The organism is Actinomycetota bacterium (genome assembly GCA_018333515.1).
Taxonomy (GTDB): domain Bacteria; phylum Actinomycetota; class Aquicultoria; order Aquicultorales; family Aquicultoraceae; genus Aquicultor.
In genome coordinates, this window is sequence record JAGXSZ010000007.1 from 32,660 (window position 1) to 56,822 (window position 24,163).

Consider the following 24,163-nt stretch of genomic DNA (forward strand, 5'->3'; position numbering starts at 1 on the left):
ACACCTATTAAATGGAGGATTTATTGAAATATAAGGGATAGCGCTTACCGAATAAATTATAGACCTCTACATTTACTAGAAAACATAAAAGGTATTCCAGCTTTGAAGGTTATTCCCACAAAAGAGGATGAATTCTTTAGTATGGTAATTATTTCAAGCGGTATCTACTTGATAATTACTTTCCGGGACAAACATATTAAAATCCATATGGGGCTTACTGGATATAAGATTGGGGATAATAATGAAAAATTCAGTGGGGTCAACTACCGATAAGCCAATGAATTTTTCATAGCAGGCATATGATATATAGAATCGAGAATACAGAAATCATAGTAAATACTGCATTATTGGATGCTTTACTGAAAAGACCGGATAGGTTTTTACCTCATCTAAGGCCGACATAGGCAAAATCGAATAGATAAGTTTTTAGAAATATTTTTTGTTGTACCCTATGGGTCTAGCGACCCAGTTAACCATATCGCCTGGTAGATAAGCTTATTTTAGGAAGAACCAGTCGGGAATTAGTCGGGAGCTAGTTCTTTAAAAGAACGTCGGCCAACCAAATATCAAAGGGTATGGTATGAAAAATATCGCTCTTAGAGGATGCGTAAGGAAATTGAGCATTATGGCGGATCTGTATAAAAATGAACCAGCAATAACTCTGAGTAAAACATAAGCCCGAGCAACTAATAGCGACAACTCCTCGGCCCATATTTATTTTAATAGATGCCAGACTCTTTAGGGGCTAGATGAGATGGGAATTCATTATTAATCGACCAAAGATCCAAATTGTACTATGAACAGCGATTTAGATGAGGAATAGACTAGAGGTTAATATTTCCTTTATTTGTTATGTCTTAGCAGGTAAAGCTATATATTTCAGGAAGCTGGGAAGAAGCACTGCCTGAAATGACAAATCAACCCGTTCTCAGAAATATATTCATTTGCAGTTCAATGGATTAATCAGTCGAACCATAAATCGCCAGCCCCAAATACCGACATATTTCGCTTAGACCGCCAGCTCTCCCATATCTTTGTGCAAACAGTCCTAGGATTGGCTCTAACAAGCTTTATCAGCTCAAGCGTAGAAAGGGGCTTATATTAAATAGCGCTGGCTAAAAGCCAAAAGAGGACGTCAATAATTAAACGACTGTTCCAGTGTTCGCAAGACTTCCGATGCTAATAAAATAGAATCGTTCCCGATGGCCCCATTTTCACAGAAGGGATAATGGCGCTGCATAACGAATAGGATAGTATTCGTTATTTTGGAGACTGGCGTTAGTCCTTGGCTGACAATCTGAAGGGAGGAAAAGAGCAATGCCGGGGTTATTAGCGGGCTCCATGTTAAATACACATCGAGCCTATTTTTCTTTCAAGAGATTTGCGACTTTTAGAAGCGCGTCTCTAGCTTCTGATGAGAGGTCACTGGAACGGATGGCAAGCTCAATATCACAAACCAGTTCACTTTCCATGCCCTTAATCAAAAAATCCGTTGTAATACCTAGGGCGTCTGATAGCTCAGCAAGTTTTGTCGCTGAAGGAGATCTTCGGTCAAGCTCCCAAAGGCTGATTAGCTGTTCAGAAACGTTCACCTTTTTCGCTAACTCTTTTTGGGTAAGACCCAAGGCCGCACGTCTTTCCCGTAATCTTTTATCTATAGACATGGTTTATCCTGCTCCGTTAGTTAAAGCTGTTTAAGCCAACGTAGCAATGGGTTTATATGTTGAGCAACGACTTTACTAATTGTTGATTTATTGATCGGGCATAAACTATAATTGTAGAGAAATCCCTTGCTTAGGAGGCAAACATGAAATGCTTATCCGTGTGTGTTGTTATCTTCCTATTAATCTTTACTGTGTCGCCAGCGATTGCTCTATCATCATCTCAGAACCTGCTAAATAGACCCGTAGAGTATAAATTATCTGGGCAGATTAAGGCAATTGCAGCTGGTGGTTACAACGGTGATGGCCGTACAGACTTAGCGGTTCTTACCGACAGCTCGCTTATTATACTGGTTCAGGGCACTGACAGGAAATTACACTCTAAGCTTATATTTGCGGTTAACGGCAGAGCTATCACATCTGGAGATATCAATAGTGACGGTAGGGACGATATTGCTGTTGTTGGTGCTGACGAGTGTGCAGTCTTTATTCAGCATGTTGATGGTACGTTTGACAAGCTTGAGCCTATCAAAATGGGTGGCAATGATGTAAAGATTGCAGATGTTAATAATGATGGAAGAAAAGATCTTGTTATTACCGGTGGTTATTGGACTAGTGGCACCAGTGCTTTTTTGCAGAAGGCCGATGGCACGCTAGACAGGAACTCAATTGAAATCACATATTATGATGGCGATAGATTGGATGTCGCCGATGTTAACGGCGACGGCAAAGCGGAGATTCTGATAGCTTCGCGCGGTGTAAGCTCAAGGACCTGGATTTGCTACCGGCAAGATGATGGGAGCTATCTTGCAGAGGAATTACAGCTTGGCGATTGGAGCCGAATGTCTTCGGTAAGCCTTGCTGCGGGCGATGTAAATTCAGATGGTGTGGCAGAAATATTATCTTCAGATCCCCAAGGACTTCATGTCTATTCTCAAGGGTTAATCAACCGATATGACCTTGAGCCAAGCGGCTATAATAGTTTTTCGAATCCTGTGGTTGCTGATTTTAACTCAGATGGATTAAGCGATGTAGTAATTATGGTTGCAAATATGGATAATTGGAGTGCTAATAATGGAAACCTTTTAGTGTTTACCCAGGGCTCGAACCGCACACTTTCATTATCACAAAAGATATTAGGGTTCGGTGCAGGGTATCTTGCTGCAGGAGATTTCAATGGAGATGGAAGAACCGACATTGCTATGGCAAATGGCTCCAACCTATACATCTATACCCAAGTCAATCCAGAGCCTCCAGCAAAGCCCCAAGGGTTGCAGGCAAAAGCAGACAGCAAAACTATAACATTGTCTTGGAGCGCAAACACTGAAGATGATATTGCAGGCTATAACATTTACCGCTCAACTTCATCGACTGAGACTGGCTCAAGAATTAACTGGGAGCCTATAACAAAGACATCCTTTGTGGATACCCATGTTATGCAAAACACTACTTATTATTACGGAATAAAAGCCCTCGATACTACTGGAAGCGAGAGTGTTGCCAGTGAAGCAGTATCGGCAAAGCTTCTCTTTGATTTTCGTGACGTCAACACAACAGATTGGTATTTTTCTTATATTCAAGAGCTAGCCTCAAATGGCATTATTAGCGGATTTCCAGATAGCACCTTTAAGCCCAATAATCCCATGACAAGAGCTGAATTTGCAAAAGTCATAATAATTGCCCTTGGAGAGAGCCCTGGGGCATCATACAAAGGCTACTTTAAAGATGTTAGTGTTGGTTGGTCATCAGGCTATGTAGAAAAAGCCAAAGAGCTTGGAGTAATTAGCGGTTATCCCGACGGGTCCTTTAAGCCGACAGAGCGAATAACCAGGGCTGAGATAAGCAAAATCATAGTTACGGCCAGCAATCTCTCCGTAGGCACCTCGGGGGGTAGCTTTAGCGATATATCGACCTCTCACTGGGCATATCGCTATGTTTTAACTGCAAGAAACAATTCCATTGTCGGGGGTTATCTTGACGGTAGTTTTAGGCCAGAGCAAGCGGTTACAAGAGCCGAGGCCTCAAAGATTGTGTGCCTGGGCAAAGATAAACTGAACTAGCAAAATCTCGATTAACTAATGCCCAAAATCTTAGTTGGCTGAATAAAGCGTAATAACTGAGGTTTGGCTTTAAACAATACTAAATGTTGGCCGAATTTGGACAGAAAGGAGATGCTATGAAGGATAGCGGTGATGATTCTTACGAGCGGCGTTTTGCTATTAAAACGCTATCAGTTTTAATTGTCCTACTAATCGGAGTGGTATTGCCGCATTTATACCAAGCAGGTCGTCTGCCAGGATATAAGCCTCGACAGTCAAAGACTACTATCACGAGTCATCAGAATAAGCCCGCAGAGATTGAGCTTCCCGATACTACAGTATCATCCAGCGAAGCATCTCCACCGACAACGGAAGCCCAGCCACCCTTAACATACAAGCCACTATCTGCCAACAAATCCGCCTCACCCGCTGAAAACATCGAGATAATCTCAATGGGCACCTCGCCAGAACCCGAAGGATACATTGATGTTGATTTTGCGTTAAAGGATGAAGGTGGCAAGCCTACCATAAGTGATGGTGAGGTATCGCTCGAGATTTATATATACGCCTATTTGCCTCACGATACGTGGATAAAAGCGTATGGTCAAACGAGGCACATCAATGCTGACGATTACGTACTGAGAGAGCATGTGCCCCACGAGGGCGGCGTGTACGAAATTCGCATCTATTACGCGGAGCTTAGCATGCCGAAAAGCACCAAAGAAAAGTATGGCATCAGCGATGTCGATGCCCAGCCATTTAAGGTTGCCATTGTATTTGCAACGCCCGAGGGTAGAACATTATCTGCCCAGGAAGAAATCTTTGGTGATGATTAGCATGGGGCAGACTGTGATAACCAGCTCGGGATTGATAAGACTGCGGACCCAGCCACTGCCTTAGGAGGAGGCATGATTATCCATAAGCAATCCAAGCCCCCTTTTTTCTCTATAACCATAGGGTCGGTTAATTTGCGCAGAGAAAAGGATTTAGGTATCCTGTAATTACCAGGACATATGAAGTATTGATAAGTGTACTCTAGGGTTCCGAGGAATATGAAAAACGAAGAGCAAATAAGGTTGAACTTTTACGCTCTCACTTCACAAGAGTTCGCGTTCAAAATATGGAGAAAAGGATATAGGGGTGAGGAAAAAGCAGACACCATCGCAGGTCTTTATCGTAATTCCTTACCAATAACCAGCGACCAAGAACAACGTATGGATTACTGGATATCCTTTGAGCCAAAAGAAGAGCTCGAAGAGTTCACCTGTAAACCAGACTACAATCGCAAACTAACACAGCATTTCTTATATTATCTACTCGTAAAGAAAGCTATAGCCACTTTATCTGAAAACCTTTACGTTCTACCCCAGAAAGAGTTCAGGCGGAACATCTTTTTTGTGTTAAAAGACTATCCGCAAGGGCAGAGCGGTGTGTGGGTTGAGCCTTTCTACTTAACACCGAAGGGAAAATTTGGTTTCTTGCTTGATTTCAAGTTTCGAAAAAAAACAGATGTGCCTTTTTCGAGGGATGTGCAACAGCTGAGTTTGAGTCTGGATCGCAACTTCAGAAGCAACAGGAATTATTATATAGATAAATATCAAAAAATACAGGCGTTCTTGCAGGTATTTAACGATAAGCTTTTTCCTCTCGCTATACAAAACAATGGAACAAGCCTAAGTATCTCGCGAACCCCTGAAGAACTCCCTGTCGAGAGACTAAAAGCTAAAACCTATATATTCGGCAACGGAAAGAGTGATATTTCTCAATTCAGAGGTTTAACCAGTAATGGTCCCCTAGAAGCCATTGATGAGAATATAGTGCTGGCGTTAATATATCGTTCAGCTGACAAATATTTAGCAGATGATTTATTGAAGGCCCTAAAGGGAGAGCTTTATGGCGTTCAGTTTAATGGCTTAGAGAAGACCTTTAAGCTGAAAATCGCAGGCACAAGAAGAGGCGAGATTCCAGATTATACCAGGGAAAGCCTTCGTAATATAGTTGAAAGACTTCAGGCACTAAAAACCGATATCGGTGATTCTTTACTCGTGCCGATACTTATTGGCAACCAAGACGATGAAGATACTTATTACTTCATGAAGTATAATCTTTTAAAGCAAAACCTTCCCCTGCAGGTAGTAACCAGCCAGCTTATTAGAAAAAAGGAATCATTAAAATGGTCTGTGTCGAATATTGCTCTGCAGATTTTCTCTAAACTGGGCGGAAAGGCTTGGAAGGTTTCTCCTAGTCACGAAAAGAGTTTAATCTTTGGTATAGGTCAATCTCACCAAAAGCAAAACGATACGATAGTGAAGTATTTTGCATATTCGGTTTGTACGGATTCGAGTGGAATCTATAAGAGAATAAATGTTCTTGGAAATTCCGCAGAGGAGACAGATTATCTAAATCAACTAAAAGAAAACATCGTAAAGACAATCAAAGAATTCCTAGGTGAAAGTTACACCAAATATGTCCTCCACATCCCTTTTAAAATTAGAACAAAAGAACTTACAGCCATTTACCAAGCAATCAATAGCTATGTTGAAGAAGAAGGGATATCGGAAATCGATTTTGTAGTTCTCCGAATTAATTCTGACAATAAGTTCTTCGGGTTTGCCCATACGAACAGCCTTGTACCATATGAAAGCAGTTACGTGCTTCTATCGGGTGGTCGCCAAAAAAGCTACTTGGTATGGTTTGAGGGCCTTCAATACCACAAGGAAGCCATTCATAAAATGCCACCGGGACCCACATATATAGAATTCTACTGGAGCAACAATGAAAGCCTAGGCGAAGCCGATAGGGTTAAATATTTGCAGGATGTTTTGAATCTCTCTGGCGCAAACTGGCGAGGGTTCAATGCCAAGAGTCTTCCTGTATCAATTTATTATTGCCAGTTAATTGCGGGGTTCTTAAAACAATTCCCGGAGGAGATAACGGGGATTGAAAGTACATTTAAACCGTGGTTTCTCTAGCGAGGGAGAGCATGTTTAGAGAAGACGAACTATTAATATTAATTGGTGCTGGCTGTAGTTGTGATGCTGGCATACCAGCCTCAAAGCAAATGATTGGTAACCTTGAGGGCTTAATTGATAATAATCATGAGTGGCAAGAGTTCTTCAAGATATACAACTATGTTAAGAGCGCTGTATTGTATGCAGATGGGATAGCTGGCAAGTTCTCAAATAATTTTGATATAGAAAGACTAGTTAATGTGCTCGGCGAGCTAGAGAAAAAGGAAAACAGCATCATTTATCCCTTTATAGGTAGCTGGAACCCAAGGCTTTTGGAGATTGCAGGGCATGACTTGGAAATAGTCAACCGGTTTAAAAGAAAGATACTAGAGCAACTTAAAAGGTGGATATCTCTTGGTAACTATGGGACCGCTGATTACTACAAACGGTTTTTTGATTTACAAGCAGACTATAATTATTCGCTAAGAGTTTTCTCCCTAAATTATGATTTATGCTTTGAAAAAACAGCCCCCCAAGAAGGTAGCCTGGAGAGAGGTTTTGATAGTTCTAGGGTTTGGGATTGGAGAAGGTTTGAACCAAGGGATGAATACCAGCCTGGTATCTACTTATACAAGCTGCACGGGTCTATTGACTGGGAAAGAGATTTCGAGCAAGGCGATGTTTTGCGGTGGGTTGAAAACATCCCCGAGACACCTGATTTAATTTTTGGAACCGATTATAAAATGCAATATATCGACCCATTCCTATTCTTTGCTTATGAACTGAGAAAATATTCCTTGGAATCTAAAGTGATTCTGACATTGGGCTATAGCTTCAGAGATGAACATATTAACGGCATTTTAAAACAAGCCCTAAGAAATAACATCACCCGAAAAGTCATCATTGTTTCGCCGGATGCCGAGGACATAAAAGATGAATTCCAGGTAACATTTCCTGGTGTGGGTAGTCAGCTCACTACAGTGTTAAAAACTGCGAAAGAATTCCTTGACACCTTATCTGAAGACTTTTTTGCCAACATATCGGATGAGGTTGAGGAAACAGGGGAAGAAAGTAGTTTTTAAAAAGCCTTGGACTCTACTAGGGTCTAATAATTAATAGTATGCTTGGATTGAAGGGCAGGCGCACGCTGTTCTGACCTATATAATTTGAGCCAGCTCTTAGTTGGTTAACAAAAGTATATAAGAATATCTGGGGGCGTAGTTCAAGAACGTTCGGTAGAGCGCCTGCCTTGCACGCAGGAGGTCATCGGTTCGAGCCCGTTATCCTCCACAAGATCTCAGGATTAGTCGTTTTGGGCCATTTGGATATCATTTCAAATGGCTCTTTTAGCTGGTAGGAGACTATTTCACGGTTAGCTAACACCAGGTTCGAAGATACAATAGAGAGCAATTCCTTCTTCTCTTGAGCAGATTGTCCGCTAAGAAGTGCTGACGCGCAGAATTAGCTTGATTAAGCAGCCGTTCGATGAGTTCGAAGGTTTGTGTTTTGGTCTGAGCGAGGTGCTCATTTCCCACTAAAGGCCGAGCTTAATCACCTTATCCTAGAACTGTTCAGAAATGTCTTCCAAAGACACTCCGGTAAGTATATGATTTAACAAAATGCTATGAAAGCGGTTGCTTTGGCTCAATCGTGCAAAAGGCCGGCGCTGAAGCTGTCTGCCAAGGGATTAATCTTGAGGAACCATCCTATTAAGAATATTTTCAGAGACAAGTTTGTATTTCATTTATCAGTGGGGTGAAGTTTATGAAAGAGTTTATGAAAGTGGCTTCAATAATCTCGGCAGGATTGCTCATTATTGGAAGTTATGCAATTGCCGGTTGCGGACAAAAAGCTGAGGTGAAACCTGTCTCGGGAGAAAAAGTTTCTCAAACTGAGTCGGATGAAGGCTACTCTGAGATTAAAGAAGAGAGCGTGGCCGTGTTACCGCTTGGCGAAAAAGGTCAAAACAAAAAATTTGAGACCGTTGCGGAGAAGGTTACTGCTACAGATAATCTGTCTTCCCCCGAGGCGACCGCACTGCTGCAAAAAGGTGAGCCCGGAGAAAGTCCTGAAAGCACGGGCGTGCCAGCCGAGGGTAATGAGTATCTATTAGTAACGCTTAAAGTTAGGAACATAGACTCAAAACCCCATGTAGTTGCCCCCTTAGAGCTTAAGCTCGAAAACAAAGAAGCAGAAGAATACGCGCGAGTAGTAACTAACGGCCGTGGCGGTCTTTATAATATGAATCCTATTGAGCCGGGGAAGGATGGTCTGGTGACTGCTGTTTATGAAGTTCCAAAAGATGAAGTCGACCTAGTCTTGACTTATCAGCCGTTTGATGATGAAGCTCTCGGTTTTGACGTTCGCTAAACCATTTAGTTAAAGATCAGACAATCCTGAAAACCGAACTTGCACGCAGGAGGCCGTCGGTTCGAGCCCGTTATCCTCCACCGATAAGCCCTGGTAGAAATGCTGGGGCTAATTGCGTTTTCGAGCCAGGCTGCATAGAGGCTCGATCCGGACGAGGAACTCAGATGTGGATACGAGGAATAGGCTTTGGGTGTCAGCGTTTATCCATCTAGGCAAATCGCACGCCCTTCTCTAGAAGGACATCAGATGACATTTATCATTATTTGAAAATATGTCCCCGCGAAACAGTTTATCCTTCTTGTTGGGGGGCATAGATTTTAAAAGTCTGTTACAGGATAAGGGAGATGATGAAATTGGCTACTGTGCGTCTAACAGAGGAACGAGATGCGTCGCCAGACGTAAAAGAGATATGTTCTGGTTGAGAAGGATTTAGCGGAATAGCACAAGATAGCATCACCAGTAAATCAGTTTCTAAATGAAGGCAGCAGGGTTAAACGATAAAGAAATAACGGAGCTACGGGGATTTCAGAATTAAGTTTTTGACGATAACTTGGAGTATAGTAAAATTACATTAGCGAAAAGAGCAAGGATTGGATGGGAAATGGTAGCAACCGTAAATGATGCGCTAGAAATCATAAAGACACGGAAGAAATATTTGCACGATAGATACAAGGTTAAGGAAATTGCCGTCTTCGGCTCATTTGCGAAAGGTGAGCAAAGAAGAAGTAGCGATATTGACATACTCGTTGACTTCCACGAACTACCCGACCTTTTTGAGCTAATACGGCTTGAAGAATATCTGCGACGAATCTTGGGCCGTAGAGTGGATTTGGTCAGAAAGCCTGCGATAAGAAAAGAGTTAAAAGAGCGAATCTTAAACGAGGCGATCTATGCGTGATTATTCGCTCTATATCAAAGATATCCTGTGTTGTATGGGCTGAGGCTGCTGGTTTACAAAGCCGGGGTGACCAGTAAAACCGAGCCGCTCCCGAGCGAGGAGTTTGTGAGCACACACGATTTCGACGAGCTGCCGGGGGATTGAAATTGATTAATTGGGCGAGCATGTTATTATGTTGACATGAGTTTATTTAAGAATTTGTTTGGCAAAAGCCGGCCCCCCGAGCAAGAGCTTGGCAGAAACGAGAAGTGCTGGTGTGGAAGTGACAAGAAATACAAGCACTGCCACTTCGAGAAAGACCAGAAGCGCTTAGCTGCGATAAGAGCCGGCCAGTGCGCATCCCGCCGCTGAAGCAGGTAAAAATACGCGCGGTCGCGCGAGAACCCGAAAACCATACCGTCCCGTAAACACCGCGATGTCGTCAACCTGTTTTCTTCGTGATACCCCGCTAGGGCTTCTCAGCAGCGGTTGATCCGTTCGCCCAACACACCAAACGAACAGGAAAGAGGAGCCTGCCGTAGTTTGTCATTGACCAAGCATACCCCGGCATGGTATAAAATTCTATATTATACCCCCAGGGGTATCTAGGGTGTGGAGGGAGAGCGTGATGGAAGACATTTCACGAAGGGATTTTATTAAGCGGACATTCGCGGCCGGAGCTACCGGCGCACTGGTATTATCGACCGGTAAAAACGGAATCGCCGAAGCGGGCACGCCGGACGGCAAGAGCTTCGGCACCTTTATCGATTTGACCAAGTGTGACGGCTGCGCGGGCAAGGTCACCCCGCTTTGCGTTAGCGCGTGCCGGATAAAAAACAACGGTCGGTTCCCCGACCCGAAGGAGCCGATTCCCGATAACTGGCCGACGGGGAAGAAAGAGGACTGGTCCAAAAAGAGGGAGATGACCGATAAGCTTACCCCGTACAACTGGACCTATGTGCAAACGGTAAAGGTCGAGGGCAAAGAGCTGAACGTACCCCGTCGCTGCATGCACTGCGATAATCCGCCCTGCGCCAATCTCTGTCCGTTCGGAGTCCAGGACAAGACGGCCGAAGGCGCGGTCGTCATCGATCACGATGGCTGTTTCGGTGGCGCTAAGTGCCGCGATGTCTGTCCTTGGGATATCCCGCAGCGCCAAGCCGGCGTCGGTCTCTATATGAAAATCGCGCCCGGCCTTATCGGCGGCGGTGTTATGTATAAATGCGATTTGTGCATCGACCTTATTCGAAAGGGCAAAAACCCGGCCTGTGTCGACGCATGTCCGAACGCCGCCGCGGTCTTCGGCGAAAAGGAAGAGGTGCGCGAGCTGGCGCAAGCGCGAGCCGGGGAGATCGGCGGCCACATCTACGGGGATAAAGAGAACGGCGGTACCTCGACCTTCTACGTCTCGCCGGTCTCGTTCGATAAGGTTCATGCGGCGATCATGGCTGAGAAAGAAAAGGCCCCGAAACCGGAGCGCGTCGGCATCCCCGGCATGAAGCCGGGGGAGGAAAATTACCTCGATACCGGCAACGGGATGATTCTTAGCTACGCGGTCGCACCGGTAGCCGGCGCGCTCGCCGCGGGCGTCGCCGCTTATAGGGTTATGAAAGGAGAGAAATAGGTGAACATATCGATACCGCACAAAAAGAGTCGCATCAAACGCCAGAGCTTGCACAATCGCATAGCCCACTGGCTGACGGCGTTCTCCACACTAACCCTAATATTTACGGGGTTTGGGCAGATGCCGATGTATCAACGCTACGGCCTCACCTCGGTCCCCGGTTTTGCCTGGGCGGGAGAGTATGCCGTGACCTTGGCCGCGCACTACATCGCCGGCGCGGTACTTATATTTGCGATTGTCTACCACATTACCTATATGGTGGCGCGCCGCGAGTTCGACATCTTGCCGCGCCGAGGTGACTTCAAGGAGTCGGTCGAGGTCATCGTCGCGATGGTGAAGCGATGCAAGGGGCCGGCATGCCACAAATACCTGGGCGAGCAGCGCCTGGCGTATGCTTTTATCGGCGGCAACTTGCTGTTGGCGACAATGACCGGCATTATTAAGGTCGTCAAAAATCTTCCCGGTGTCGACCTGTCGGCGGGAGCGATGTTGGCTGCCGCGACGTTGCATAATCTGGCGGCGGTCATGCTTGTTCTGGGGATAGCCGGCCACCTCGTCGCCTTTGCGTTCAAAGAAAACCGGGCGCTGCTCTCATCGATGTTCTCCGGCTGTGTCGACCTCGACTACGTAAAAGAGCGTCACGCGCACTGGTATAATGACCTCGTCGCCGAGCCGCATGTGCTGCGGCGCTCGATGTGCGCGGTGAAGAAGCGCTTTGGCGGGAAGGAGAAACGGGCTTCTTGAGCCGGCAGTATGTCCTTTAGCGGCCCGCCCATACGGTGTTGCGCGCAATCGCGCTCTTTCGGGGTTGACCGATAATCCGAGGATTACACGTTGAAGCGGAAATTGATGATATCCCCGTCTTTAACGACGTAGTCTTTGCCCTCGAGGCGCGCTTTGCCGGCCTCTTTGGCCTTGGGGATGCTCCCGTGCTCGACAAAGTCGTCGAAGGATACGACCTCCGCGCGGATAAACCCGCGCTCGATGTCGGAGTGGATTTTTCCGCCGGCCTGTGGCGCGAGCGAGCGCTTCTTTGCCGTCCATGCCCTGACCTCGTCCTCGCCGACGGTCAAGAAGGATATCAGGTTCGATAGAGCGTAAGCTTCGCGAATAAATTTGTTCTTGGCGGACTCGGCTATCCCCAGGCCTTCCAAGAACTCGGCCTGCTCCTCCTCGTCCATCCCGGCGATCTCCATCTCGATGGCTCCGCAAAAATCGACCAGCGGCACGCCTTGGGCGGCGCAAGCCGTCGCTAGGGATTCAAGCTCCGCGCTTTCGGTCTCGCCGGTATTGGCGAGGACTAGAACCGGCTTCATGCTCAGGAGCTGAAAGCCCGACAGCAGTTTCTTTTCGGCTTCGCCCAGTTCGAGCGTGCGCAGGGGCCGCTCTTCCTCCAGCCATTCCTTGGCGCGCCTGAACAGCTCGTATTCGGCGCCTTTGGCCCGCTCTTTGTCGAGGCGCTCGAGCTTCTTCTCAAGGACTATAAGGTCGAGCACGACGAGTTCCCCTAGAACCTGTTCGAATTCGGCGAGCGGGTCGGCGACCTCGGTAGCGTATGAGCTGTCGTTGAAGGCGCGCACCACGATAGCGAGGGTGTCGACCCCTTTGATGAGGTCGATGGTTTGGGTGCCGCCGAGCGCGGCTCGCGAGCCCTCGTCGCCGCCGGGAACATCGACAAAAGCGATCTCCGCGAAGGTGGTTTTTTTCGGTTTATAGACGTTACTTAGGTGCGTTACGCGCTCGTCCGGCACCTTGATGACGGCAAGGTTCGCCTTTTTGGCCCCGAAGGAGCCCGTCTGTGCCGTCGAGCCCGTTATGGCATTGAATACCGTAGTCTTGCCGGCCCTGGACAGGCCGATGATTCCAACTTTCATTTAACCTCCGAAGATGAAGAACCTTTTTACTATAGCGCAAAGTTTAGCTGCTCACAACCCTGATGTTCCGCGCCGGGCCTGTGCGTATCGCGGAAGAAGATCGGTCGCCGCAGCGAGCGGGCGCGGCGCCGGGGATTGATTATTGCGGGAGCCCGTGAATCAGTGTAAAATTAGCTTGTATACTATATTGGAGGTAAAAAAATGAACAACTTTAGAACCTGGCTTCTTATGGGAACGCTCACGGTTCTTCTCGTCACAACCGGAAAGTTTATCGGCGGAAACTCGTTGATGCTGGTCATGCTCGTCTTCGCGATAGCGATGAACTTTTCGAGCTATTGGTGGAGCGACAAGATGGCCATCAAGATGACGCGCTCCCAACCGGTCACCGAGGCCGAAGCACCCGAACTCTACTCAATGATGCGCAATCTCTCACTACGGGCCGGCATGCCGATGCCGCGTCTGTACAAGACGCCGTCACCGCAGCCGAACGCCTTCGCGACCGGCCGCAATGAGGAAAAAGCGGTAGTTGCCGTGACCGACGGCCTGTTGAGTTTGCTCTCGCGCGATGAGATCGAGGGCGTGCTCGCGCATGAGCTGGCCCACATAAAGAACCGGGACATTCTGGTAGGCTCGATGGCCGCGATGATGGCCGGCGCGATCAGCGCTATCGCCAATGTCGCCCAGTGGAGTCTTATATTCGGCGGCGGAGACGACAGAGACAATCCGCTCGGTATCGTCGGGGTGCTGGTCACGGTTATCGTTATGCCGTTGGCGGCGATGGTGGTCCAGATGGCGATATCTCGTTCGCGGGAGTACGGCGCCGACGCCGCGGGCGCTAAGATTGCCGGGCGGCCTGATGGGCTCGTTAACGCGTTGCTCAAACTAGAGCGGGGCTCCCAGGCTATTCCTATGCAGGTAAACCCGGCGACGTCGCATATGTTTATCGTCAACCCGCTATCGGGGCGGAGCATGGCGGCGCTCTTCAGCACCCACCCACCCGTCCAGGAGCGGGTAGCGAGACTAAGGCAAAGAAAGCCGTAAGCGGCAGCTTGTCTCTATATAGCTAAGACACGAGCCCCAGGCTTAGCCTGGGGTTCTCGCTTTTTAAGAATAGAATCCCTATCATGAAGGGGCGAGGCTAATTTGCTTCGGTACGCACAAGGGAGCGGCTCTTTCAGGAGGACGTTTAAGTATGAATGCCTCGGCAAGCAAGAAGCGGTTTATCGCGGAACTCGACGAAATCATAAGCTGGGGAACTATAGGCGTACCGCTCATCGTCGCGCTGACGTTTTTTCCGTTAATCTACGACTACTTCGGTTTGCCCAAGCTGACGGCATTGTATCTCGGAGCCCTCTTTCTCTTATACTTTCAGGCTCGCCGGTGGTTGGCCGAGGGCTATATCGAGGTTCCTTTAAGCCCGGCGTTGGCGCCCGTCGCCGCGCTCTTGTTGGTCGCAATCATCTCAGTCGCGATGTCCGCTACACCGCTTGCGAGCGTCACCGGGCGCTTTAACCGCTACAACAACCTGCCCGGCCTTATATCTTGCGCTATCGTTTTTTGGTTTGCTCTTAAATACGCGGCATCCAAGCGTGTTTTTGTCGAGCGCTTCGAGACATTCTTTGTGCCCGCGGTTTTTATCATTGCAGGCTATGGCCTACTAGAGATCATGGGGTTCGATGTTCTAAGCATGAAGGGCACACATGGGGCGCGGGTCAGCTCCACCCTCGGAAACCCGGTTTTTTTTGGCGCGTTTCTTGCTCTAGCGCTGCCGGTTCTTCTGGCTAAAGCGGTTATGTATACAGAGAAGACCTCTTCGAAACTGAGGATGCGAGGGACGGCCGCGGCGCTCGTCTTATTCGGCTTAGCGATGCTCTTTACCTCGCTTTCGAGGGGCGCCTGGATGGGGGCGGCCGTCGGGTTCGCCGTCGTCATATACTATTGGGCGCGCAGCGGGCAGAAGCCGTTGAGGGATGTCGTGTTGTGGATAATCCTTCTTCTCAGCGCTTTCTCGGCCGGCGTCGGCGTAGTCTCGATGCCGGCAGGCTTCGATATCGGCGGCATCGTAGACGCGGCGGCCTCTTCGAGTTCGCTCGCAAGCCGTATCGAGATTTGGAAGACCTCGCTCCTTATGATCGCGGACAAGCCGCTCTTTGGTTTCGGCCTAGATCAGACCAAAGATTGGTTCAACCTCTACATGACCGAAGGACTGGCCGACCTGGAAAACACCCTCCACAGCCGGGCTCACAATATATTTCTACAGATGAGCCTCGATGGCGGATTGCCGCTGCTCTTCGCCAATCTCTGGCTTTTTATATATGTGACGCTCAAAGGCGCGCGGCACTTGAAGAGAAATCCCGATGACTATATAGTCATCGGCCTTCTCGGCTCCCTTCTCGGCTCTTTCGCGCAAGGCTTGACGGGCATCGCCACATTGGATCAAGAGGTCTTCGTCTGGTTTGTCATGGGCGCTATCGTTGGGCTCGTTTCCAACGGGCGGCAGCGCGAAGTTAAAGCGAGGATTCCTGGCGGAAAACCGCAGGTCGTTGCGGCGAGCGCACTGGCTGTAATCGTCGCCGTCGCCGCTCTTTTTCCCTTAGGCGCGGAAGCGCGATATTTAATCGCCTCCGAGGAGGCTAAGTCGACGTTGAGCAAAGGAGCATTGGAGCGCGCGCGACGGGCTGGAAAATATCTGCTCGTCCAACCGTTTTTTCAGGCCAACCTGGCCAGAATCCATCTTATTTTTACAGCCGAGCACGGAGACCCCTCATATGCGCGCAACGCCGCCGAAATCGTCGAGCAAGGCCTTGAGTATGCGCCAAATGGCTCTGAACTCCGTCTCGTTCAGGGAACCACATATCTGACCATAGCCGAATTTACGAGAGACGAAGCCGATATCGAGAAGGCGGTCGAAAGTCTGGAGGCGGCGCATAAGCGAACGCCCCTGCTGCTGACCGTAAACGAGAACCTGCTCGAAGCCTACATGTTAAAGGGGGATTACCGGGCGGTACTCGAGACGGCCGACTTTGTCGGCTCGTTCAAAGAAAACGAGACTCATTCAATGGTCGCGCGCGCGGTCGCTCTTGAGGCTCTGGGCAGGCGCGCCGAAGCGGAGCGGCTCTACAAAGAAACACTCGAACTCCACCCCGGTGTCTTGCGGCTAAAGAAGCGGCTGGTTGCGCTCAGGCCCGACGCGTCGCGCACCAAGAGCGCGTCGGGCGACGACTGAGATGGAAGCGGTTATTTCCGAGTCGAGCAGCTCCCGCAGCCGCCGCCACACGCGGCGTGACTCGGGAGCGGGTTCATGCAGCGCGGGCATGCCAGTATCAACAAATCGTCTGTCTTAAAGCCGCACGTCTTACAGACCTTCAGCTCGGGTTTCTTGCTAGCGCACCGCATACTCTCGCCACCTTTCCACAAATGTTTTCAAGCGGACCACCGGAACCCTACAGCAACAGCTGGGCGAGTATGCCGCCTATGCCGAAGGCGAGCACCCAGCTTCCCAGCCAAATCGGAATCGCTTGCCGAAGGCCCCGTTCTTTGAGAAGTATCATCAGCGAGGCTATGCAGGGCACAAATAGCGTTATGGTTACGAGCGCTACGAGCGTCTGCATCGGCGCCAGGCTCATCTCGAAGAGACCCGCCGCTCCGAAGTCCCGTCTGACGAGACCCATGACAAAGGCGGTCGACGCCTCTTTGGGAAGTTTCAGCCAGCCGGTCGTGAGCGGTGCCCATGCGTTCTGCCAGGCGGTCAGCGCGTGGGTAATCTTCATTATCGAGACTACGAGCGCGCCGATGGCGAACCATGGAATCGCCTCCTTCATGAAGTAGTAGGTGCGGGTCGCGGCCTTTCGTGTCACGTTATCCGGGCGCGGCAGGCGCAACGGCGGCAGGTCGATGAGGAGCGGAGCCGATTTGCCCGGCAACACCCTCGCCAGGATCGTTCCGATGATAGCCAAGGTCAAAAAGACGATGCCTATGTATAGCAGGATGTAAAATCCGCCGATTGCCGCTAAAAGAACGGTGATGACGCCGAGCTGCGCCGAGCAGGGAATCGCCCACTGCAATATCGCGGTGGCGATAGTCTTCTCGCGTTCGGTTCCCAGCAGCCGCGTTGTAATCGTTGCCATGGTCACACAGCCGAAACCCAAGATCAGGGGGACGACGGCGCGGCCGTTTAAGCCTATTGCGTTTAGCGCTCGGTCGACCAAGGTCGCCAGCCTCGGCAGGTAGCCCGAGTCCTCCATCAACGCCAGAGCCAAGTAAAAACCGAGCACCAACGGCAAGAGCAGCCCTAAAAGGTAGGTGGCGGTCATGGTCAGCACGCCAAACTCACCGATAAGAATTTCGCCCAACGGCGTGCTCTCGCTGACAATCGGCTCGACGATGCCCCGGATAAACGGTTCCCAGTAGCCCTGCATGACGGCCTCTTCGGTGATGCCTACGATGGTTTGCGCGACGAAGACCGCCACCAATTGATAGAGTCCGTACAGAACCAGGGCGAGGAAGGGCACACCGGTAAGCGGGTTCAAGACGAACCGGCCCATCTTTTGACGCACCGTCTCCGCGAGCGCCTTCTCTCTTACGACATGGCCGACAATATCGTTGACCCGCTCGCGACGCCTGACGTAAATTATCTCTCGGTCGGCGGCGGGTTTTATGCCGTGACGCGCCGCGACATGTTCGTCGCCTTCGAGAACCATCAGCGCCTCCGGCTGCGAGCCGACGCGTGAGAGCATCTCATGCAGCTTTTTGTGGAGGAAGGGGTCCTGGTTGCCTTCGCGTGCGTCATCCAGCGCGGCCGTTACCTCGGCCAAACCGCGCTTCGTTACGGCTACCGTCGGAACGACAGGCACTCCCAGGAGGTCGGAGAGGAGGTCGACATCGATCGCTATGCTCTGTTCCTCGACTTCGTCCATAAAATTAAGGGCGACCACCATCGGCAGGCCCATATCGATAAGTTGCAGCGTCAAGAAGAGGTCGCGCTCGATATGGACCGCGTCGACGACATTTACGACCATGTCGGCGCTTAAAATTATATCGCGGGCGACGATCTCCTCGTCGTTGAAGGAGGAGACCCCGTAGATTCCCGGGGTGTCGACTATGGCGTCATCGCCGTAGCGCGCCTGCGATATTTCAATTGTCGTTCCCGGATAGTTCGAGACATCGACGTATAAACCCGAAAAGTAATTGAAAAAGACCGATTTGCCGACATTGGGGTTGCCCGCAAGGACTATTTTCTTGCGGCCCTCGGGCAGATTTATAGCGAGGGAGCCGGCATGGGAGTGGCCCCCATGAGTCGTCTTGACGGCGCCCAGCTCTTTCTTAGCCGTTTTTTCCTTGGACATGCGCGCTCCTTTCGACCGTGATTGTTTTGGCCAACTCGCGGCCGATCGCGATCTCTTGACGGTTTTTTCTCAACACCACCGGGCCGAAGGGGACCTTAGTGTGGCATATGACGCTGCTGCCTTCACCGATACCAAATCGGATGAACTGCGTCTTCGCCATATCGTCAGGAATCTCTTTGATCACTACCTCTTCGCCGGTTTTAACTTGATCTAGACACATAACACGCTCCTCGTCTATCTGAGATTGTGACTCCATCTCAATCCTTTATCAAAAAAATATCCCTATGCTTTAACTGCAAGCTTACACTTGGCGCACCAGCCATAGATGTTCAGGCTGTGCCCGATTGCCTTGAAGCCCGCTTTTTCACACGCCCACTCTTGAAGCTGCTCGATGAGCGGCTCCTCGAACTCCCACACCTCGCCGCAGACCGTGCAGACGAGATGGTCGTGGTGGGGATGGCCCGCCGTATGCTCGTATGCGGAGCGACCCTCGCCGAGGTCTATCTTTTCCACCAGGCCGCTCTCGACCAGAAGGTCGAGGGTGCGGTAGACCGTTGCGCGGGATGCTTTGCTCCCGGCGCTCTTCAGTTTCTTGAGCACTTCCTCGGCGTCGAGGTGGTCGTGGCTAGAGAAGACCTCTTCGGCAACCGATTTGCGCTCCGTCGTAAAGAGCAGCCCTTTTGTCTCTATAAACTTCATAAACTGCTGCGTTTCAGGCCTCATAACACGCTCCGTTGAGAATGTATCTCAATAATAATACAAAGTCCGTGGTCATGTCAACAACTTTATTAAGAAATTCTTCAAAATAACAGTTAAATAACGAGGAATAAACAAACGCTCAATTGAATTGTGGAATTCCTCTGGTCGATAATTCCGGCCTAGGATAGACAGAGAGGCGGCTTTTGATTTGAGTCTGCTAAATGCTTATACTTAGGTTATTAGCGGGGCAAGTAGCGCCTTGGAGCATTTCCACTCAGCATATGTGAAGGCGCCCCATGGGCGAGTAGCGTGCCGTCCTCCCGCGGATTGATAGTCCGAGGGCGGGCGATAGCGAGAATGAGAGCGCGTGCGATGAGGAAGAAGACAGAAACAAAGGAAGAGAATACGTTCGCGCCGCTCGTCGCGGTTCTCGCGGCATCGTTGATGCTTTTGCCGCTCGTTATGTACCCGTTTATGGCGGATGTCTACGCTCTGCCCAAGGCGACCCTTCTATCGGTCTCAACCCTGCTTCTGCTCTTTCTCTATTTTCGATACGCGGTGGCCGCACGGGGGTTCACCGTCTATCGCTCGCCGCTCGACGGCATAGTCTTTCTTTATGTGGCGGCGGTTACCGTTTCACTTTTAATCTCCGACCAGCCGCTCTTGGGGTTGGTCGGCAAATACAAGCGCTATGAAGGTCTTCCCGCGTTGTTTTCGTTTGCGGTCGTCTATTTTATTGCGGCTCAGACCATTCGCGACGAGAAGAGCCTCGAGCGGCTCCTTAAGGTGCTCGCCGTCGGACTGATTCCGGTCGTGCTCTATGGCTTCGCGCAAGCCGCGGGGTATGATTTCCCGGGAGTGCTCCTCTTTGAGAGAAGGGCCCAATCGAGCCTGGGTAATCCGATTGTGCTCGGCACTTATCTCGTAGTCATGCTGCCGCTCTTGTATGGTTTGGGGAAGAATAGCTCTCAGCCGAATTGGCGCTCGCTTTCGTGGTTGTCGATGCCCGCGCTCTTCGTCTGCCTCCTCTTGACCGAGTCGAGGGGTGCCTTGGTCGGCTTGGGCGCAAGCATGGTCGCGCTCTTCGCGCTTGGGCGACCGCCTGCCGCGGCACACGCGAAAAAAAAGCGACGAAACCCCGCCGAGCGGGGCGGGCGCATGCGCGTAATATATATTGTGGTGGCCGTCTTGGTCGTCCTAATCGCGCTCTTTGCCGTTCTCCCAACGGACAATCTAGGAAAGCGCGCTGTCTCCACCTTCGCTTTCTCGGAAGGTTCAGTCGCTACGCGTATCGAGATTTGGAAAGCATCGCTCGCTATGGTCGCCGATCGGCCGCTGACCGGTTTCGGCTTAGAGCAAATGGGCTACCGGTTTACGCAGTTTAAGACCGACCGGCACTCGAAAATCGCGCCGAGCGCGGTCACAGACCGCGCGCACAACGATTTTCTCCAAACCGCGGTCGACTCCGGCCTTCTCGGACTCCTCTTCTACTTGTGGATGATAATAGCGGTTGCGCTGAGCTTATATCGCGGCAGGCGCGCAACACCTTATGCCGGCGCACTCTTTGCGGCGCTCACCGGCTATTTCGCTCAGGCGCAAACCGGGATTCCGGCGGTCTTTATGACGCCTCTCGTCTGGATGCTTTTGGCTGTCGCCATGAACTTGTCGGGGCGCAGTCGGGCAGTGAGGGTCGAGTTGCCGGCGTGGCTTGGGTCGCCTGCGAGTGCCTACGTTGTCGGCGCCGCATGCGCGGTGCTCGCTTTGGCGTCGTTCTTGCCTGTCGCGGCCGACCTGCGCATCCACAAAGGCCAACAAGCGGCCTGGGAGTCCTTTGAGACGGTCGCTCCCGAGAGGGCGGCCCCCCATATCGAGAGCGCCCTGAGGCTATACCCCTATCAGACGGCTTATTCGAGAATGGCCGCTGAGTTTTATCTGGATTATGCCGTTTACGCGGGCAACGACATCTTCGCTCAGCGCGCGGCGCTCATCGCCGAGCAGGGGCTTGCGCTCAACGAGCGTGATTTTGAGTTGACATACTATGCGGGAGAAGCAAGCCTTCTCAGCTATCGCTTCAAGGAGAACCCGCTATCGTTGGCTAGAGCCCAGGATTACTTTGAGGCGACCGAGAAGCTTTGGCCGCAGGTTGATTTTATAGACAGCAGGCTGCTGGAGGTCGCTTTATTGCGGGGCGACAACGAGAAGGCGCTCGCAAAAGCGCGCGAGATGGTCGACGAAGGGCAAGAGGATGTTCGGGCATATTATGTTTTGCTCGCGGAAGCGCGGCGGCTCGATGATGACGAGCAAGTCACGAAGTACCTAAAGATTATCGAGAAAATGCAGCCGGGTGTCTTAGAGCGCACGGAGGGGCGCTAGGACATGCTTGCCGGCTCACCCGAATCTTCATAACAGCAGACGAGGTTGCGGCCCCGCCGCTTACACACGGTCAGCGCCGTGTTTACAGCGGCTACCAGGCTGTCGGCGTCAGTTCCGAGACAGGGGAACTCCGCGATACCCACGCTTATCGAGAGGCGCATCTCGTCTTGGTTGCCCGAGATAAAGACATCGTTGACCTGTCTTCTGATACGGTTGGCAAGTACCGAAGCCTGCGGGCAACTGGTGCTCGGCAAGACGAGCGCAAACTCGTCACCCCCATAGCGGGCCTTGTAGTCGGTCAAGCGTGAGCAGGAATTGATTATCTCGGCAACCCGCTTGATGGCCCAATCGCCCTTAGCGTGCCCCATGGCATCGTTGATTAGCGCGAGGTTGTCTATGTCCATCATGAGAACGGAGAAGTAGCCGCCGTAGCGCTTCGCTCTTCTGATCTCCGAGTCGAGTAGCTCAAAGAAGTGTCGGCTGTTGTTGAGCCCGGTGAGCGCATCGGTCGTCGTCAGCTTCTCGTTTTTCTCGAGCAGGAGCGCTTTCTGAAGGGCCATCGCGGCTTGCGCGGCGTATGCGTAGAACACCCGGAATTGATTATCGGAAAACGCGCGGTTTACAAAATCACCGACGAACAGGAGACCGATAACCGTCTCGCCCTCGCGAAGCGCGGTGGCGATAACCGACATCGTCCCCTCGTTCATGACGGGATTGTCGAAGCGCGGCTCTTGGGCGGCGTCCGCGATATATAGCGGGTTTTCCTTATCGAGCAGGAGTTCGGTTATTCCGCCCGGCTCGATCTCCCAGCTCGTATAGTCTTCGAGGTCTTTGGCGTAGCCTACGGCGTCCGCGAGCCGGCAAATCTCGCGCCGCTCGTCGAAAATGAGAAGGCTCCCCGTCGCGCACCCGGTAAGTTCTATCGCGCCCTCGACGATGGCGCGATAGATGCTCTTGCTCTCTTTTTTCGCGGCAAGCTCGACCGCCGACGCGAAGATGCTCTCTACGCTCTCATGGTGTCCGCGGCTCTTCTCCGCCAGGACGCGCATGATGTCGGCGCCTCGGCCCCGGACAACCTCGACATCGCCGAGCGTTTCCAGGCTGTCCGACAGTCCTTCGTCGCTAGGGCCGACGTCGATTATGATATCGACATCGCCGATGGACGGCAGTTCCTCAAGTCTTTCGAAGACGGGGATGTTGAGTTCGGATACGAGCGCGGCGTTGAGTCGGTCGCCGCCTCGCCCACAGAAACCCACGATGTTCGCGGATTGGCATTCGTTAAGCGCGGATACGAGATAGAAACCTTCATTGCCGGCGCCGATGATTGCGATGTTCATAGTGTCGTTTTTGCCCATGGCTTGCTACCCCCAATTGGTCTGACGGAACTAAAAGCCCTCTTACGAAAATATCGTCATGGCGATTTGAAGCTTTAGCTATTATAACATAGGGGAGCGTCTTTCAGGGAAGAAGAGTTGACCGAGAAAGCGATAAGGGCTCGCTGGCCAAGCGAGCCCTTATATTGCGCGCAATCGCTTTAATCGTTTCTTACGGATGCGCGTGCCGCGCTACGTCCATCTCGTTGCTCCCGTGTCGGGGAGCCTTGCGGATACGTCCGCTCGTGGCGTCCGCGCACGTTTATCCGAACCATAGAGAACATTTGCTACTAATGCCGGCCCGCCCGTCGGAGGGTCGGCGGTGTGCCCTGAGGCACGGGTGCTACCGCTACGGCAAGCCGCGAGTGAGCAGCTCGTCGTAGTGGTCGTCGAAGTTAAGCGTTGGCGGTGCGTCGACATGACCGTCACTACCAGCCGTTTGACCTGAATTCCAGATGTTTGGATTATGGCAATCCAAACAAACGCTGTCCAGGTCGTGTGCTGTATAGGTCGTCGTTCCATCGAACCTACCTTCACCGACGCCAACCCAGGTGTTGTTGTCAAAGTTCAGACCGAAGAGGTCGTCTTTGAGCATTTTCCAGCCGAGTGTGCGGTGCGGCCAGCTGAAGCCGTCGTCGGCGCAGAGCGCGGCGACCATCGCCGCAGTGAACGCCGTATTCGTGGTTCTCCAGTCGCTAGTCCACTCGGTCTTGCGGGATTTCTTGAAGTAACCGATTGTGGTTGAGTCAGCCGCCCCTCTGCTCTGGGCAAAAAGGTTTGCGTGGCCTGCACTGGTCTGTGCCTGCGTAAACAGCGACTTGTTCGTGCTGTTGTCCGCCGCTATTGCCGCAGACGTTGTAACAGCGCCGGTGCTGCTCGTGTTATGACACGTTGCGCACCTGCTTGAGCCCTTGTGGCAGTTACGGCAGTGCGGGCCGAAATTCTGTTCATCCTCCGGATTGAACACCATAGACCGA

General features: G+C 51.0%; 19 protein-coding genes. 12 read left to right on the forward strand and 7 right to left on the reverse strand.

Translation table 11 applies throughout. The annotated features are described in order from the left end of the window. Positions 1–1,361: 1,361 nt before the first annotated feature. A complete protein-coding gene (locus tag KGZ93_02190) occupies positions 1,362–1,664 on the reverse strand; it encodes a helix-turn-helix transcriptional regulator (protein ID MBS3908437.1) in 303 nt (100 codons plus the stop codon). Between the two features lie 143 nt (positions 1,665–1,807). Between KGZ93_02190 and KGZ93_02195 the strand changes: the two genes are divergently transcribed. The 9 genes from KGZ93_02195 to KGZ93_02235 all read left to right on the forward strand — a co-directional run bounded on the left by KGZ93_02195 (position 1,808) and on the right by KGZ93_02235 (position 12,266). Beyond that, entirely contained in the window at positions 1,808–3,721 is a 1,914-nt protein-coding gene (locus tag KGZ93_02195) for an S-layer homology domain-containing protein (GenBank protein MBS3908438.1), read from the forward strand. 116 nt (positions 3,722–3,837) lie between these two features. Next, complete coding sequence (locus KGZ93_02200) at positions 3,838–4,536, forward strand: hypothetical protein (GenBank protein MBS3908439.1); 699 nt, start codon at positions 3,838–3,840, stop codon at positions 4,534–4,536. A gap of 216 nt (positions 4,537–4,752) precedes the next feature. Then, complete coding sequence (locus tag KGZ93_02205; GenBank protein ID MBS3908440.1) at positions 4,753–6,672, forward strand: hypothetical protein; 1,920 nt, start codon at positions 4,753–4,755, stop codon at positions 6,670–6,672. An 11-nt stretch (positions 6,673–6,683) separates the two neighbouring features. Then, positions 6,684–7,733: an SIR2 family protein gene (locus KGZ93_02210; GenBank protein ID MBS3908441.1), complete on the forward strand. Its 1,050-nt coding sequence runs from the start codon at positions 6,684–6,686 to the stop codon at positions 7,731–7,733. 682 nt (positions 7,734–8,415) lie between these two features. Further along, a complete protein-coding gene (locus tag KGZ93_02215) occupies positions 8,416–9,021 on the forward strand; it encodes a DUF4352 domain-containing protein (GenBank protein ID MBS3908442.1) in 606 nt (201 codons plus the stop codon). Between the two features lie 601 nt (positions 9,022–9,622). After that, complete coding sequence (locus tag KGZ93_02220; GenBank protein MBS3908443.1) at positions 9,623–9,919, forward strand: nucleotidyltransferase family protein; 297 nt, start codon at positions 9,623–9,625, stop codon at positions 9,917–9,919. A gap of 180 nt (positions 9,920–10,099) precedes the next feature. Next, positions 10,100–10,270 (forward strand): SEC-C domain-containing protein, encoded by a 171-nt coding sequence (locus KGZ93_02225; protein ID MBS3908444.1) that lies wholly within the window; start codon positions 10,100–10,102, stop codon positions 10,268–10,270. Between the two features lie 256 nt (positions 10,271–10,526). Further along, positions 10,527–11,522, forward strand: a complete 996-nt coding sequence (locus tag KGZ93_02230; GenBank protein MBS3908445.1) for a 4Fe-4S dicluster domain-containing protein — start codon at positions 10,527–10,529, stop codon at positions 11,520–11,522. A gap of 6 nt (positions 11,523–11,528) precedes the next feature. Further along, positions 11,529–12,266, forward strand: coding sequence for a cytochrome b/b6 domain-containing protein (locus tag KGZ93_02235; protein ID MBS3908446.1), 738 nt, complete (start codon positions 11,529–11,531; stop codon positions 12,264–12,266). An 83-nt stretch (positions 12,267–12,349) separates the two neighbouring features. Here KGZ93_02235 and KGZ93_02240 read toward each other — a convergent pair whose 3' ends face one another. Further along, positions 12,350–13,396 carry a YchF family ATPase gene (locus KGZ93_02240; protein ID MBS3908447.1) on the reverse strand — a complete coding sequence of 349 codons (1,047 nt, stop codon included), beginning with the start codon at positions 13,394–13,396 and terminating at the stop codon, positions 12,350–12,352. A gap of 201 nt (positions 13,397–13,597) precedes the next feature. Here KGZ93_02240 and KGZ93_02245 point away from each other — a divergent pair, with 201 nt between their 5' ends. Both KGZ93_02245 and KGZ93_02250 read left to right on the forward strand, forming a co-directional pair. Further along, on the forward strand, positions 13,598–14,437 hold the full coding sequence (locus KGZ93_02245; protein ID MBS3908448.1) for a zinc metalloprotease HtpX: 840 nt from the start codon (positions 13,598–13,600) through the stop codon (positions 14,435–14,437). A 151-nt stretch (positions 14,438–14,588) separates the two neighbouring features. Beyond that, positions 14,589–16,622: an O-antigen ligase family protein gene (locus tag KGZ93_02250; protein ID MBS3908449.1), complete on the forward strand. Its 2,034-nt coding sequence runs from the start codon at positions 14,589–14,591 to the stop codon at positions 16,620–16,622. Positions 16,623–16,839: 217 nt separating this feature from the next. Here the strand turns inward: KGZ93_02250 and feoB are convergent, their stop codons facing one another. From feoB to KGZ93_02265, 3 genes are all read right to left on the reverse strand, one after another. Then, a complete protein-coding gene (gene feoB / locus KGZ93_02255; GenBank protein ID MBS3908450.1) occupies positions 16,840–18,741 on the reverse strand; it encodes a ferrous iron transport protein B in 1,902 nt (633 codons plus the stop codon). Then, positions 18,719–18,961: a ferrous iron transport protein A gene (locus KGZ93_02260; protein ID MBS3908451.1), complete on the reverse strand. Its 243-nt coding sequence runs from the start codon at positions 18,959–18,961 to the stop codon at positions 18,719–18,721. Before KGZ93_02260 ends, feoB begins: the two co-directional genes overlap by 23 nt. 62 nt (positions 18,962–19,023) lie before the next feature. Next, positions 19,024–19,464, reverse strand: a complete 441-nt coding sequence (locus KGZ93_02265; GenBank protein ID MBS3908452.1) for a transcriptional repressor — start codon at positions 19,462–19,464, stop codon at positions 19,024–19,026. 348 nt (positions 19,465–19,812) lie between these two features. Here KGZ93_02265 and KGZ93_02270 point away from each other — a divergent pair, with 348 nt between their 5' ends. Then, the gene (locus KGZ93_02270; protein MBS3908453.1) at positions 19,813–21,813 is read left to right on the forward strand and encodes an O-antigen ligase family protein; all 2,001 of its coding nucleotides are present in this window, start codon (positions 19,813–19,815) and stop codon (positions 21,811–21,813) included. Here the strand turns inward: KGZ93_02270 and KGZ93_02275 are convergent. Together KGZ93_02275 and KGZ93_02280 are read right to left on the reverse strand one after the other, a co-directional pair. After that, positions 21,810–23,168: a diguanylate cyclase gene (locus KGZ93_02275; protein MBS3908454.1), complete on the reverse strand. Its 1,359-nt coding sequence runs from the start codon at positions 23,166–23,168 to the stop codon at positions 21,810–21,812. The genes KGZ93_02270 and KGZ93_02275 overlap by 4 nt on opposite strands. A gap of 367 nt (positions 23,169–23,535) precedes the next feature. Next, a complete protein-coding gene (locus tag KGZ93_02280) occupies positions 23,536–24,156 on the reverse strand; it encodes a hypothetical protein (GenBank protein ID MBS3908455.1) in 621 nt (206 codons plus the stop codon). Positions 24,157–24,163 lie beyond the last annotated feature (7 nt).